This is a genomic window from Rathayibacter sp. AY1A5, from assembly GCF_002930875.1.
Taxonomy (GTDB): Bacteria; Actinomycetota; Actinomycetes; order Actinomycetales; family Microbacteriaceae; genus Rathayibacter.
This window is the reverse complement of the sequence record NZ_PSTM01000002.1, coordinates 250,206-263,776: the sequence shown is the minus strand read 5'-3', so window position 1 is coordinate 263,776 and position 13,571 is coordinate 250,206. Positions and strand designations below refer to the sequence as shown.

Here is a 13,571-nt window from a genome sequence, read left to right as displayed (position 1 = left end):
ACATCCGCCTGGCCGAGGCCGACCGGATCGCGATGCTGCAGTCGCCCCGCGGGGCGACTGCAGCATCGCGATCCGGTCGGCCTCGGCCAGGCGGATGTACAGCTCGAGCCCGCGCAGATGGTCGCGCAGCTCCGCGCCCGCGGCCGTCAGCGGCACCCTCGAGACCAGGATCGTCCCGACGACGGCCGCGACGATCGCGACGAGCATCAGCACGAGCGGGAGCGCTCCGCCGAAGGAGCCGGTCATCAGGAGGATCGCGCCCAGGAAGGCGGCCATGACACCCAGCAGCAGCGGGACGATCACGAGCACGCTGCCGCCGATCGTCCCGGCCTTCTTCAGTCCCGCCTCGGTCACCCTGTTGCCCAGCGCGGTCTGGAACTGTCCGACGGCCTTGCCGAACTCCTTGTCCTTGCCCGAGAGCTCACGCACCGTCCCCGGCGCCCGGCCGAGGGCGATGTCGAGGAACTCGCGGTCGTCGGAGGCGAGGGGCCGCGGGCGTCCCGCGCGTCGCGTCGGCGTCGTCGCAGGGTCGAGCACCCGCACGGCGTACTCCTGCTTCCGCCCCTCCCCCGTCTCCTCGATGCGCACGAGACCGCGGACGGCGGCGTCCAGGAGTCCGGCCGCGGGGGCCTTCGACGTCTTCCGCAGCAGCGCGGCGGAGAGGAACAGCCCCTCCGCGGGCGGGTCGTACTCGGCGACGACGGTCGGGCGGCCGGGAGCGTCGCGGAGCACGGTCCGGCGGCGGTGCACGGCGAGCGCGAGGCCGATCAGGACCGCAGCGAGGCCGCCCAGCTGCACCCAGGACCAGCCGGAGGCGAGGTAGCGGTCGTCGCGCGGCGTGAAGGTCCCGGGAGCGAAGCCGATCGCCACGGTCACGTTCTCCCCCGGAGCCAGCGACTCCCCCGATGCCGTGACGACCGCGCCGTCGCGGCCGATCGGACAGGGCGTCGTCGAGCCCTCCGGTCCCCGGTAGCAGCTGACGGTCCCCGTCGCGGCGGAGGCCAGCGACCCGGCGAGCTCGACGCGCACGTCGTAGCGGTCGAAGGACTGGCGCCAGCCCGTGCCGTTGACGTCCCAGTAGAACTCGTCCTCGCCGCTGCGCGTGCCGGATCCAGGCAGGGTCGTGTTGTGCTGCGTGTAGGTGAAGACGTAGGTCTGGCTGCCGCTGACGAACTCGTCCGCCGCGCTGGTGACCAGGAGGAAGCCGTCCTCGCGCTCGGTGTCGACCGGCCGCGCCTCCCCGTCGCCGTCGGTGACGGACACCAGGTCGACGTCGGTCGGGTGCCCCTCGTAGTCGAGCGGGATCGCGCGCTGCATGCCGCGGTTCTGCGACGGCGGGAACTCGGCGACGAAGGTCTCGACAGTGGTCAGCGTCGAGCGGCCCTCCTCGTCGCGGTCGAGACGGAAGTCGGCCGAGTACTCCGAGAACCGGAAGCCGTCCACGTCCGCGCGCACGACACCCGCGACGGGCTGCGGAGCCGCGACAGGGTGCGGAGCCGCCACGGCCTGCGCCGCCGCTCCGCCGACCAGCAGCGGGACCGCGAGGGCGACGGCCGCCGCGCGCCGCGCGACCACCCCCGCCCGGCCGGTCGAGGCGGACAGGATCGTGCCGAGCAGCCCCCACATGCCTGCGATGCTACGCGCCGACGCTCGCCCGGCACGTCCCCCGGGCGGACTACTGGAGCAGGAACTGCGTGGGCGAGCCCGAGGGGATGCCGGAGACCGATACCGACAGGTTGTAGGCGGCGCCGCCCGCCTCGACCGCCTCGCGTCCGCCGGAGCAGGTGTCGGCGGAGGAGCGGGTGCGGTCCCACGTCAGCGCGCTGCCCATCACCGAGCGGCCCGCCTGGAGGAGCACCGGCAGATCGGCCGCGCCGGTCTGGCAGTCCGTGGAGGTCCAGATCTGCTCGGAGCCGCTCGTGATCGTGAAGACCTGCTTGCTCGTGCCCGCGTCGATCACGCAGTCGGTGCTCGAGATGTTGGCCAGCGAGAGCGAGAGCTGCGGATCCTCGCCGGGCGCGTAGCTCGTGGCGTCCGTGACCGCGGTGACGGCGACGGAGTCGGCCGTGCAGGCGGGTGCGGCGCCGGGCGTCGCACCGGGCGAGGTGGTCGGGTAGAGCGTCGGCAGCACGACGGTCGGCGTGGGGCTCGACGCGGCGTCGGAGCCGGTCATCCGCGGGAGCAGCGACAGCACCACCGCCAGGCCCGCGACGATGACGACCAGCGCGAGCAGCACTCCGGCGCGGCGTCGCCGGTAGACCCGGGAGGGCAGGCGGCGGGGCGGCGGAGTCACCGGGACAGGCTACGACGTGGCGGCGGTCAGAGCGTCTTCAGCATGCGGGTGTTGCCGAGCGTGTTCGGCTTCACCCGGGCGAGGTCGAGGAACTCGGCGACTCCCTCGTCGGGAGAGCGGAGCAGCTCGGCGTAGACCTCGGGGTCGACGACCTTCTCGCCGATCGGCTCGAAGCCGTGGCGGGCGAAGAAGTCGACCTCGAAGGTGAGGCAGAACAGGCGCTTCAGGCCGAGCTCGCGCGCGTCGTTCTCGAGGCGCTCCAGGATGTGGTGGCCCACACCCCTCCCGAGCCAGTCCTGCGCGACCGCGAGGGTGCGCACCTCCGCGATGTCGTCCCACATCACATGCAGCGCACCGCAGCCGATCGCCGTCCCGTGGCCGTCCTCGGCGATGCGGAACTCCTGCACGGCGCCGTAGAGCACCACGCGGTCCTTGCCCAGGAGGATGCGCTCGTTCACGAGCGGCTCGCTGAGCTCCTGGATGAAGGGGACATCGCTCGTGCGCGCGCGGCGCACCGGGTACTTCCAATCGGCCATTCGACAAGCCTAGGCCGCACCGGGCGCGGGATCCTGCGAGCAGGCGCCCACCCCCGGACGACGACGTGCCCGCCCCCTCGCGAGAGGGGACGGGCACGGGGTCGTTCGGCAGCCTGCTACGACATCAGGTCGGGCGTCGCCGGGCCGGCCGTGGCTGCTCCGGTGGACGCGCCGGCGCTGATCGAGATCAGACGCGGGGTCGTGGTGAAGACGAACTTGTTGTCGGCGAAGTCCACGTGGATGTGGTCTCCGGCGCCGAGCTCGCCGTGCAGGATCCGCTCGGACAGCTGGTCCTCGATCTCGCGCTGGATCGCGCGGCGCAGGGGGCGCGCACCGAGGGCCGGGTCGAACCCGACCTCGATCAGGCGCTCCTTGGCCGGCTGCGTCAGCTCCACCGTCATGTCACGGTCGAGCAGACGGTCGCCCAGGCGCTTGATGAAGAGGTCGACGATCTGGAGCAGCTCGGGCTTCGACAGCTGCGGGAAGACGATGACGTCGTCCACGCGGTTGAGGAACTCGGGCTTGAAGTGCTTCTTGAGCTCCTCGTTGACCTTGCCGCGCATGCGGTCGTAGCCGGTGGCGTTGTCGCCCTCGATCTGGAACCCGACGGGACCACCGGCGATGTCACGAGCACCGAGGTTGGTGGTCATGATGATGACGGTGTTCTTGAAGTCGACGACACGGCCCTGGCCGTCGGTCAGTCGACCCTCCTCCAGGATCTGGAGGAGCGAGTTGAAGATGTCCGGGTGCGCCTTCTCGATCTCGTCGAAGAGGACCACGCTGAACGGCTTGCGGCGCACCTTCTCGGTGAGCTGGCCGCCCTCCTCGAAGCCGACGAACCCGGGAGGGGCGCCGAACAGCCGCGAGACGGTGTGCTTCTCGCCGTACTCCGACATGTCGAGCGAGATCATCGCGTTCTCGTCGTCGAAGAGGAACTCGGCGAGCGCCTTGGCCAGCTCGGTCTTCCCGACGCCCGTGGGGCCGGCGAAGATGAACGAGCCCGAGGGGCGCTTGGGGTCCTTGAGGCCCGCGCGGGTGCGGCGGATCGTCCGCGAGAGTGCCGCGATGGCCTCCTCCTGGCCGATGACGCGCTGGTGCAGGGCCTTCTCCATGAAGACGAGCCGCGAGGACTCCTCCTCGGTGAGCTTGAAGACCGGGATGCCCGTCGCCTGGGCGAGGACCTCGGCGATCAGGCCCTCGTCGACCACGCCGGTGGCCTTGACGTCGCCCGACTTCCACTGCTTCTCGAGGCGCAGGCGCTCACCGAGCAGCTGCTTCTCCTCGTCGCGCAGCGACGCGGCCTTCTCGAAGTCCTGGTCCTCGATCGCGGCCTCCTTGGCGGAGCGGACCACGGCGATGCGGTCGTCGAAGTCGCGCAGCTCCGGTGGCGCCGAGAGGATCGAGAGGCGCAGGCGTGCGCCGGCCTCGTCGATCAGGTCGATCGCCTTGTCGGGGAGGAAGCGGTCGCTGATGTAGCGGTCGGCCAGGTTGGCCGCCGAGACGATCGCGCCGTCGGTGATGGACACCTTGTGGTGCGCCTCGTAGCGGTCGCGCAGGCCCTTGAGGATGTTGATCGTGTGGGGCAGCGACGGCTCCGCCACCTGGATCGGCTGGAAGCGGCGCTCGAGAGCGGCGTCCTTCTCGAAGTGCTTGCGGTACTCGTCGAGCGTGGTCGCGCCGATGGTCTGCAGCTCGCCGCGGGCGAGCAGCGGCTTGAGGATCGAGGCGGCGTCGATCGCGCCCTCAGCGGCCCCTGCGCCGACGAGGGTGTGGATCTCGTCGATGAAGGTGATGATGTCGCCGCGGGTGCGGATCTCCTTCGTGACCTTCTTCAGGCGCTCCTCGAAGTCACCGCGGTAGCGGGATCCGGCGATGAGCGAGCCGAGGTCGAGCGTGTAGAGCTGCTTGTCCTTCAGCGTCTCGGGCACGTCGCCGCGCACGATCGCCTGGGCGAGGCCCTCGACGACGGCGGTCTTGCCGACGCCGGGCTCGCCGATCAGGACGGGGTTGTTCTTGGAGCGGCGGGAGAGGATCTGCATGACCCGCTCGATCTCCTTCTCGCGCCCGATGACCGGGTCGAGCTTGTTGTCGCGCGCCGCCTGGGTGAGGTTGCGTCCGAACTGGTCGAGGATCTGCGATCCCCCCTGAGGCTGCTGCTGCTCACCGCCCACGGCGACCTGCTCCTTGCCCTGGTAGCCGGAGAGCAGCTGGATGACCTGCTGGCGCACGCGGTTCAGGTCGGCACCGAGCTTGACCAGCACCTGAGCGGCGACGCCCTCGCCCTCGCGGATGAGGCCGAGCAGGATGTGCTCGGTCCCGATGTAGTTGTGGCCGAGCTGCAGCGCTTCGCGCAGGGACAGCTCGAGGACCTTCTTCGCCCGAGGCGTGAAGGGGATGTGGCCGGTCGGCTGCTGCTGCCCCTGGCCGATGATGTCCTGCACCTGCTCGCGCACAGCGTCGAGCGAGATCCCGAGGGACTCGAGCGCCTTGGCGGCCACTCCCTCGCCCTCGTGGATCAGGCCGAGCAGGATGTGCTCCGTGCCGATGTAGTTGTGATTGAGCATCTTGGCCTCTTCCTGGGCCAGGACGACGACGCGCCGCGCGCGATCGGTGAATCTCTCGAACATGCTGTCACTCCCTACAGAACCCGCAGGGGTGGGCTCCGATACGTCGACTGTAACCAGCGCTCCCCCCGGTGAGCAGGCCTGTTCGCCCTGGGCGTGCACGCGATCCGGAGGGGTGCGGGCGGCGGTCCCGTCCACCGGTCCATGCGAAGGCATACACTTCCCGCATGAGCAACCTGGAGGAGCATCCCGACGAGCTCCCCGTCGCCGCGGAGCCGGTCCCTCGCGAGCCCGGCGCGGTCGAGATCCTGGAGGCGCGGCTCGTCCCGCTCGGCGGTCCGCGTGCGATCGAGGTGCGCCGCACCCTCCCCCAGCGCTCGCGCTCGACGATCGGCGCATGGTGCTTCGCCGACCACTACGGCCCGGTGCGGCTCGGCGAGGAGGCCGGGATGGACGTCCCGCCGCACCCGCACACCGGCCTGCAGACCGTGAGCTGGCTCTTCGAGGGCGAGATCGAGCACCGCGACAGCGTCGGCAGCCTCGCCGTGGTGCGCCCGGGCGAGCTCAACCTGATGACGGCCGGACACGGCATCTCGCACTCGGAGGTCTCGACCGGGGGCGCGCCCGTTCTGCACGGGGTGCAGCTCTGGGTCGCGCTGCCCGAGGAGGCGCGGCTCGTCGATCCGTTCTTCGAGCACCACCGCGGCGTGCCCGTGGAGCTGCCCGGCGCGCTGGTGCGCGTCTTCGTCGGAGGGATGCTGGGCGCGTCGGTGCCCGCGAGCACCTTCACTCCGCTGGTCGCCGCCCAGATCGACCTCGAGCCGGGTGCCCGGGTCGAGCTGCCGGTCGAGGAGTCGTGGGAGTACGGCGTGCTCGTCGACGCCGGCCCCGTGGCGGTCGAGGGCGCGGACGTCCCGCGCTCGGACCTCGCCTACCTGGCGCCCGGCCGCTCGCACCTGGTGCTGACGGCCGGGGACGCGGGCGCCCGCGTGGTGCTGCTCGGCGGCGAGCCGTTCGCCGAGGAGCTGGTGATGTGGTGGAACTTCGTCGGCCGCAGCCACGACGACGTGGCGGCCGCCCGCGAGCGCTGGCAGTCCGACGTGATCGCCGGGGCGGATCCCGCGGGACCGTTCGGCACCGTCGACGGGTACGGCGGACGCGCGCTCCCCGCGCCCGTGCTGCCGACCGTGCGCCTGAAGCCGCGCCGCCGGGCCTGAGCCGAGACCGTCAGGCCGAGGCGCTCCGAGGCGGGGCCCACGACTCGGGAGCGCGGGAGTCGAGATGATCCCGCTCGACCACCGCGACTCCCGCGCTCTCACCGGCGCGTCAGGACGCGTCCGACTCCTTCTTCGCGGCGGCCTTCGCCGCGGCCTCGCGATCGGTGGCCTCGGCCGTCTCGCGGAAGGCGCGGCGCGGATCCTGCAGCGCGCTCATCGGCGAGAGGTCGCGCGGAGTGACGGCGTCGACGAGCCAGCCCGTGATGATCCGCCACTTGCGGTCCAGGGTCGGCATCGCCGCTCCGTGGTAGGCGCGGTGGGCGAGCCAGGCGGGGAGGCCGCGCAGCTTCACGCCCTTGATCAGGCCGGCGCCCTTGCCGATGCCGTACTCGGCGACGGTCCCGACGGAGGCGTGGCGGTACTCCTCCACGGTGCCTCCGGTGAGGTCGGCGATGATGTTGCGCGCCAGGAGCTTGGCCTGCCGAACCGCGTTCTGCGCGTTCGGCGGGTAGTACGCGGGCTGCTTCTCGCTGGTGAGGTCCGGCACCTGCGCGCCGTCGCCGGCCGCCCAGGCGCCGCCCACCGGCTCGCCGTCCTCGCGGATGACCCGCAGGCGCGCATCCGCCATGACGTGGCCCTTCGGCCCGCGGGGCGCGTCGGTCGCGTCGAGGATCGGGTTCGGCTTCACGCCGGCGGTCCACACGATCGTGGCCGTCGGGATGCGCTCGCCGGAGGAGAGCTCCACGACGCCGTCCTCGCAGGAGGGCATCGTCGTCTTCAGGTGCACGTGCACGCCGCGCGAGCGGAGGTGGTCGAGCGTCCACTTCGAGAGCTCGGGACCGACCTCGGGGGCGACCCGGTCCAGTGCCTCGACGAGGTGCCAGGTGACGTCGCCCATCGAGAGCGAGGGCTGCGCGGCGAGGGTCTTGCGGCTGAGGTCGAGCAGCTCGCTCAGCGCCTCGACGCCGGTGTAGCCGCCACCGACGAAGACGAAGGTGAGCAGGCGCCGGCGCTCGGCGGGGTCGGTGGTGAGCGCCGCCTTCGCGATGTTCTCGATGACGCGGTCGCGCAGGTGCGCCGCCTCCTCCACCGTCTTGAAGCCGATGCCGTGCTCGGCGAGGCCCGGCGTGGGGAACGTGCGGGTGACGGCTCCGAGCGCGAAGACGACCTGGTCGAACTCGATCGTGCGGGTGGAGCCGTCCATCGCGGCGACGGTGGCGCTGCGCTCGGCGAGGCTCACGCCGGTGATCGCGCCGCGGATCACGCGGGTGCGCTTGAGCGCGGAGACCAGCGGCACCGTGACGTGGCGCGGCTGGACGTGCCCGCCGGCGACCTCGGGCAGCAGCGGCTGGTAGGTCATGTAGGGGTTCGGCTCGACGACGGTGACGTCGATCGGCGCCTCCCCCAGTCTCTTCTCGAGGCCCCAGGCCGTGTACAGGCCGACGTAGCCGCCGCCGAGGATGAGGATGCGCGTCGTACGGGATGCCGTCATGTCCGTTCCCTTCTCGAACCCGGCGCCGGGCAGGCGGAACCGGATGGTGCTGAGGACGCTCCGACGCTACGCGGGGCGCGGCGGCCCGCACAGGGCCTTGCGCGACGAGCCGGGGCCGCGCATCCTCCGCCTGCGGGCGGACGGGAGCCGCGCTACTGCAGCGCCGAGGTGAGCCGCGCCAGGTTGTCGAGCAGGGTCGAGCGGAGCGGCTGCTGCCGCCACTCGCGGAGGGTCAGCTCGCGGGAGTGCTCGCGGTAGTCCTGCTGCACCTGGCGCAGATCCTCGACGAACTCCGAGCCGCGCACCATCAGCGAGACCTCGAGGTTGAGCGTGAAGGAGCGCATGTCCATGTTGCTCGAGCCGATCACGGCGACGTCGTCGTCGATCGTGAAGTGCTTCGCGTGCAGGATGGTCGGCTTGCGGTACATCCAGATGCGCACGCCCGCGGTCAGCAGCGTCTCGTAGTACGAGCGCTGGGCGTGGTAGACCACGGCCTGGTCGCCGATCTCGGAGACGAAGAGCTCCACGTGCACGCCCCGCCGGGTCGCCGTCGTGATCGCGTAGAGCATCGCCTCGTCGGGCACGAAGTACGGGCTGGTGATGATGATCGACTTCTGCGCCGAGTAGAGCAGCGTCAGGAACAGGCGCAGGTTGTTCTCGCCCTCGAACCCCGGGCCGCTCGGCACCACCTGGCAGTCGATGGTGTCGCGCTGCTGCAGCGCCTCCATCGGCTCCGACTCCCGCAGGAGCAGCTCGTCGGTCTCGCTGTACCAGTCGGTGATGAAGATGGCGTTGATGCCCTGCACCACCGGCCCCTCGAGGCGCACCATCAGGTCGTGCCAGTGCAGGCCGCGGCGGATGTTGCCGCGCTTGTTGTAGCTGGAGTCGACGACGTTCTGCGAGCCCATGAAGGCCGCGTTGCCGTCGACGATCAGCAGCTTGCGGTGGTTGCGCAGGTCCGGCCGCTGGTACTGCCCGCGCCACGGCCGCACGGGGAGCATGTACGACCACGAGGCGCCCGCCCGCTCGAGGGCGCGCAGCCGGCGATGGGTGCCGCTGTAGTAGCCGGGCACGCGGATCGACGCGATGTGGTCGAGGAGGATCCGCACCCGCACCCCGCGCGCCACCGCGCGGTCGAGCGCGTCGAAGAAGGGCGCGGTGGTCGAGTCGGCGGCGAGGATGTAGAACTCGCAGTGCACGTACCGGCGGGCGCGGTCGATCTCGGCGGCCATCGCGCGGATGGTCTGCTCGTAGTCGCCCTGGAGGCGCGCGTCGTTCCCGCCGACCAGCGGCATCGCGCCGAGGTTGCGGTTGAGGGTGACCACCGACTCCAGCCACTGCGGCCACGGGTGCTCCCGGGCGACGCGGTCGATGCCGTCGGTCGACTCCAGGATGAACCGGTTGATCTCCTGCTGCTTCCGGCGGCGCTTGCGCGGCAGCCGGTAGCTCCCGATGAAGAGGAACAGCAGGATGCCGACGTACGGGATCAGGAAGATCGCCATCAGCCAGGCGAGGCCGGTGGTCGGACGGCGGTTCCGCGGCACGACGATCACGGCGATCACGCGGACCACGAGCTCGACGACGACGGCCGCGATCGGGAGGATCACCGCCCAGTCGGGTGCGGGCACCGCGCCTCCTCGTTCGTCGTGCGGAGCCGCTCAGCGGGCGCGGGAGGCACCCGCGCGGCGGCGGTGGTCAGGAGGCGTCGCGGGGAGGCAGGCCGCGGCGCTCGCGCTCGCGGGCCTCGATGCGGTCGTACGCGCGGCGCTCGTTGCGGTCCGAGCGGATGAGGGCGCGCATCACGAACCAGAAGATGGCTCCGACCGTGATCGTCGGCACGAGGGCCCACAGCCCCTGGTTCCACAGCTCCCAATCCATGCGGCGATCATACTGGCGGCACCGGCGCGGGAGCCGTGAGCCCGGAGGCCCGTGCGCCCAGCGGCCTTCGCGGGCGCTGGGCGCTACTGGCTCTCGACCGACTTGTTCAGCGCCGCGGCGTCGGAGTTGAGGCCCTCCAGCTCCGAGCGCAGGCCGTCGTACACGGCGATGTCCGCGTCGATGGCGGCGCGGGTGGCGTCGACGGCCTGGCTGCGGGCGAGCAGATCGGCGCGCTCCGTCTCGAACTCGGCCGTCGATCCGAAGTCGCCGCTGTCGGCGCGCGAGTTGAAGTCGTCTATCTCGACGTTGAGCGCGTCGTACTCGGCGTTGTTCGCGTCGACCCGCGCCGTGAGGTCGGCGTACATCGTCTCGATCCGTGAGACCAGGTCCTCGATGCGGTTCTCGAGATCGGTGAAGACCGCCTCGTAGCGGGAGTTCAGGCCCACGACGACGGAGCGGTCGTCGAAGAACTCGGCGTAGTGCGCCTCGAGCGCCGGCGGCAGGTCGGCCACCTCCGTCCCCAGGATCGAGTGCAGCTCGTTGACGCGCTCGCCGAGGCCGCCGGTGCGGTACAGCTCGAGGCGCTCGGCGATCGTGCCGTCCTGCGGGAGGGTCTCGTACGCGGCCTCGAGCTCGTCGCCCAGCTCGGCCTGCTCCTCCGCGTCGAGCCGCACCCACGCGGCGTGCAGCATCTCGTGGGCCGCCGTGACGTCGCGGATCCCGTCGAGGTCGGGGTTGGCGACGTCCGAGATGTAGATGCTGGTGCCGGTGTAGCAGCCGAGGACGATGTCGTCGGAGGCGCCGTAGCCGCAGAGGTCGTTGAAGCCGGCGGTCGGCTCGACCGACGGGCTCGACGCGTAGTAGAGGGCGCGGCCGCGGTCGGACATGGCGGTCCGCTCCGCGAAGCCGGCGATCGTGGGGTCGGGCGTGAACGCCTCGGCCGCCCGCCGGTCGGCCAGCGCGGTGCCGACGTCGCCGGAGGAGGTGAGGACGCTCGCGGCGACCGCGGTCCCCACTCCGAACTGCGCGATCGTGAGGACGCCCGCCGCGACGGCCGCGACGATGCTCGATGCCCTGACCATGTCTCCCCCTCGGCTCCTGCGACCCTACTTGACGAGCGGGAAGAGGATCGTCTCGCGGATCCCGAGGCCGGTGATCGCCATCAGGAGGCGGTCGATGCCCATGCCCATGCCGCCGGTGGGGGGCATGCCGTGCTCGAGGGCGCGGAGGAAGTCCTCGTCCAGGCGCATCGCCTCGTCGTCGCCGGCGGCGGCCTGGCGGGCCTGCTCGACGAAGCGCTCGCGCTGCACGACCGGGTCGATCAGCTCGGAGTAGCCGGTGGCCAGCTCGAAGCCGCGGACGTAGAGGTCCCACTTCTCGACGACGCCCGGGATGCTGCGGTGCGCGCGCACGAGCGGCGAGGTGTCGACGGGGAAGTCCATCACGAAGGTCGGACGCGTCAGGCCGCCCTTCACGAAGTGCTCCCACAGCTCCTCGACGTACTTGCCGTGCGTGGGGACGTGCACCTCGACGCCCTCGCGCGCGGCGAGGGTCTCGAGCTCGGCGAGCTCCGTCTCCGGGGTGATCGCGATGCCTGCCGCGAGCGACAGGCTCTCGTACATCGAGATGCGGTCCCACCGGCCGCCGAGGTCGAACTCGGTGCCGTCGGCCCAGGTGACCACGTGCGAGCCCGCGACGGCCTGCGCCGCGTTCTGGATCAGCTCCTGGGTGAGGTCGGCGATCGAGTTGTAGTCGCCGTACGCCTGGTAGGCCTCGAGCATCGCGAACTCGGGCGAGTGGGTGGAGTCGGCGCCCTCGTTGCGGAAGTTGCGGTTGATCTCGAAGACCCGGTCGATGCCGCCGACGACGGCGCGCTTGAGGTAGAGCTCGGGCGCGATGCGCAGGTACAGCTCGGTGTCGAACGCGTTCGAGTGCGTGGCGAAGGGGCGGGCGGAGGCGCCGCCGTGCATCACCTGCAGCATCGGGGTCTCGACCTCGAGGAACTCGTGCGAGGCGAAGGTGTCGCGGAGGGAGGCGTTCACCCGGGCGCGGGTGACGACCGTCTCGCGGGCCTGGGGGCGCACGATCAGGTCGAGGTAGCGCTGGCGCATCCGGGTCTCGTCGCCGAGCTCGTTGTGCAGGTTCGGCAGCGGCAGGATCGCCTTCGCGGCGATCGTCCACTCCGACACCCACACGCTCAGCTCGCCGCGCTTGCTCGAGACGACCTCGCCCTCGACGAAGAGGTGGTCGCCCAGGTCGACGAGCTCCTTCCACGCCGCGAGCGACTCCTCGCCCACGTCGCCGAGCGAGACCATGGCCTGGATCCGCTCGCCGTCGCCGGCCTGCAGCGTCGCGAAGCAGAGCTTGCCCGTGTTGCGCTGGAACACCACGCGGCCCGCGAGGCCGACGCGCTCGCCGGTCTTCACGTCCGGCTCGATGCCCTCGTGGCGCGCCCGGACGGCCGCGATGGTGTCGGTGACTCCGACCGCGACGGGGTAGGCGCCGGCGCCGAGGTCGTCGCCCGCGAGCTCGAGCAGGCGCTCGCGCTTGGCGAGGCGGACGGCCTTCTGCTCGGAGGCCTCCTGCTGCGCGGCCCGCTCGGCGGCGGCCTGCTCGGAGTCGGACTGCTCGGCGGCGGGGGTCGTGGTCTCGGGGACGTCGGGGGTGTCGGCCATGAGGGGTCGCGGTGCTTTCGGTTCGGGGCGGACGGCCGCGATCAGGCGAGCAGGATCGGGGCGTTGTCGAGGAGGCGGGTGGTGCCGACGATCGCGGCGACGAGCACGAGTGCCGGGCCGCGGTGGTCGGCGTCGACCGGGAGGAGCGTCGCGGGATCCACGACGACGAGGTAGTCCAGCTTAACGAGCGGCTCGGCGTGCGCGACGGCCTCGGCGGCCTCGATCGCCGCGGCGGCACCGCGGTCCGCGACTTTCGCGGCGGCCGCGAGGAGGCGCGGCAGCACGAGGCCCGCGCGCCGCTGCTCCTCGTCGAGGTAGCGGTTGCGGCTGGAGCGGGCGAGCCCGTCCTCCTCCCGCACGATGCCGACGCCCTCGATCGCGACGGGCAGGTCGAGGTCGCGGACCATGCGGCGCACGAGGAACAGCTGCTGCGCGTCCTTCTGCCCGAAGACCGCGACGTCCGGCTGGGCGATGCTCAGGAGCTTGGCGACGACGGTGAGCATCCCGTCGAAGTGGCCCGGTCGCGCGCGCCCCTCGTAGAGGCCGCCGACCTCGCCCGCGACGACCCGCGTCGAGGACGGCCCGTCGGGATACATCTCGGCGACTCCCGGGGCGAAGAGGAGGTCGGCCCCGGCCGCGTCGAGCAGGGCGGTGTCGCCCTCGAGGTCGCGCGGATAGCGGTCCAGGTCCTCGGTCGGACCGAACTGCAGCGGATTCACGAACACCGACACGACGACGACGTCGGCCAGCTCGCGCGCCCGCTCGACGAGGGCGAGGTGCCCGGCGTGCAGGGCGCCCATCGTCGGCACGAGCGCGATGCGCCGACCGGCCCGCCGCGCCTCCTGCAGCCGCTCGCGGAGGTAGCCGATGCGGTGGACGGTGCTGATCACCCGACGATGCTACCGGCGGGCCCGCG

Annotated in this window: 11 protein-coding genes; 1 reads left to right on the top strand and 10 read right to left on the bottom strand. The window is 71.7% G+C overall.

Annotation, left to right across the window (positions count from 1 at the left end; genetic code table 11):
• The 4 genes from C5B98_RS02435 to C5B98_RS02420 form a co-directional block, all read right to left on the bottom strand.
• Nucleotides 1–1,626: DUF2207 domain-containing protein (locus C5B98_RS02435; RefSeq protein WP_104327249.1), on the bottom strand; the 1,626-nt coding region annotated here is incomplete at its 3' end.
• A 49-nt stretch (nucleotides 1,627–1,675) separates the two neighbouring features.
• Entirely contained in the window at nucleotides 1,676–2,293 is a 618-nt protein-coding gene (locus C5B98_RS02430) for a hypothetical protein (protein ID WP_104249710.1), read from the bottom strand.
• Nucleotides 2,294–2,319: 26 nt separating this feature from the next.
• Complete coding sequence (locus C5B98_RS02425; RefSeq protein ID WP_104224089.1) at nucleotides 2,320–2,829, bottom strand: amino-acid N-acetyltransferase; 510 nt, start codon at nucleotides 2,827–2,829, stop codon at nucleotides 2,320–2,322.
• A gap of 116 nt (nucleotides 2,830–2,945) precedes the next feature.
• Complete coding sequence (locus C5B98_RS02420) at nucleotides 2,946–5,456, bottom strand: ATP-dependent Clp protease ATP-binding subunit (protein ID WP_104224090.1); 2,511 nt, start codon at nucleotides 5,454–5,456, stop codon at nucleotides 2,946–2,948.
• A gap of 164 nt (nucleotides 5,457–5,620) precedes the next feature.
• Between C5B98_RS02420 and C5B98_RS02415 the strand changes: the two genes are divergently transcribed.
• The gene (locus C5B98_RS02415) at nucleotides 5,621–6,610 is read left to right on the top strand and encodes a pirin family protein (RefSeq protein WP_104327248.1); all 990 of its coding nucleotides are present in this window, start codon (nucleotides 5,621–5,623) and stop codon (nucleotides 6,608–6,610) included.
• A gap of 109 nt (nucleotides 6,611–6,719) precedes the next feature.
• Here C5B98_RS02415 and C5B98_RS02410 read toward each other — a convergent pair whose 3' ends face one another.
• The 6 genes from C5B98_RS02410 to panC all read right to left on the bottom strand — a co-directional run bounded on the left by C5B98_RS02410 (nucleotide 6,720) and on the right by panC (nucleotide 13,545).
• Nucleotides 6,720–8,102 (bottom strand): NAD(P)/FAD-dependent oxidoreductase, encoded by a 1,383-nt coding sequence (locus C5B98_RS02410; protein ID WP_104323566.1) that lies wholly within the window; start codon nucleotides 8,100–8,102, stop codon nucleotides 6,720–6,722.
• Nucleotides 8,103–8,254: 152 nt separating this feature from the next.
• Nucleotides 8,255–9,730 carry a cardiolipin synthase gene (cls, locus tag C5B98_RS02405; RefSeq protein WP_104224093.1) on the bottom strand — a complete coding sequence of 492 codons (1,476 nt, stop codon included), beginning with the start codon at nucleotides 9,728–9,730 and terminating at the stop codon, nucleotides 8,255–8,257.
• Between the two features lie 67 nt (nucleotides 9,731–9,797).
• The gene (locus C5B98_RS02400; RefSeq protein WP_104224094.1) at nucleotides 9,798–9,980 is read right to left on the bottom strand and encodes a hypothetical protein; all 183 of its coding nucleotides are present in this window, start codon (nucleotides 9,978–9,980) and stop codon (nucleotides 9,798–9,800) included.
• 83 nt (nucleotides 9,981–10,063) lie between these two features.
• Nucleotides 10,064–11,062, bottom strand: coding sequence for a hypothetical protein (locus C5B98_RS02395; protein ID WP_104327247.1), 999 nt, complete (start codon nucleotides 11,060–11,062; stop codon nucleotides 10,064–10,066).
• Nucleotides 11,063–11,086: 24 nt separating this feature from the next.
• A complete protein-coding gene (lysS, locus tag C5B98_RS02390; RefSeq protein WP_104234298.1) occupies nucleotides 11,087–12,655 on the bottom strand; it encodes a lysine--tRNA ligase in 1,569 nt (522 codons plus the stop codon).
• A gap of 41 nt (nucleotides 12,656–12,696) precedes the next feature.
• Nucleotides 12,697–13,545 (bottom strand): pantoate--beta-alanine ligase, encoded by an 849-nt coding sequence (panC, locus tag C5B98_RS02385; RefSeq protein ID WP_104327246.1) that lies wholly within the window; start codon nucleotides 13,543–13,545, stop codon nucleotides 12,697–12,699.
• Nucleotides 13,546–13,571: the final 26 nt, after the last annotated feature.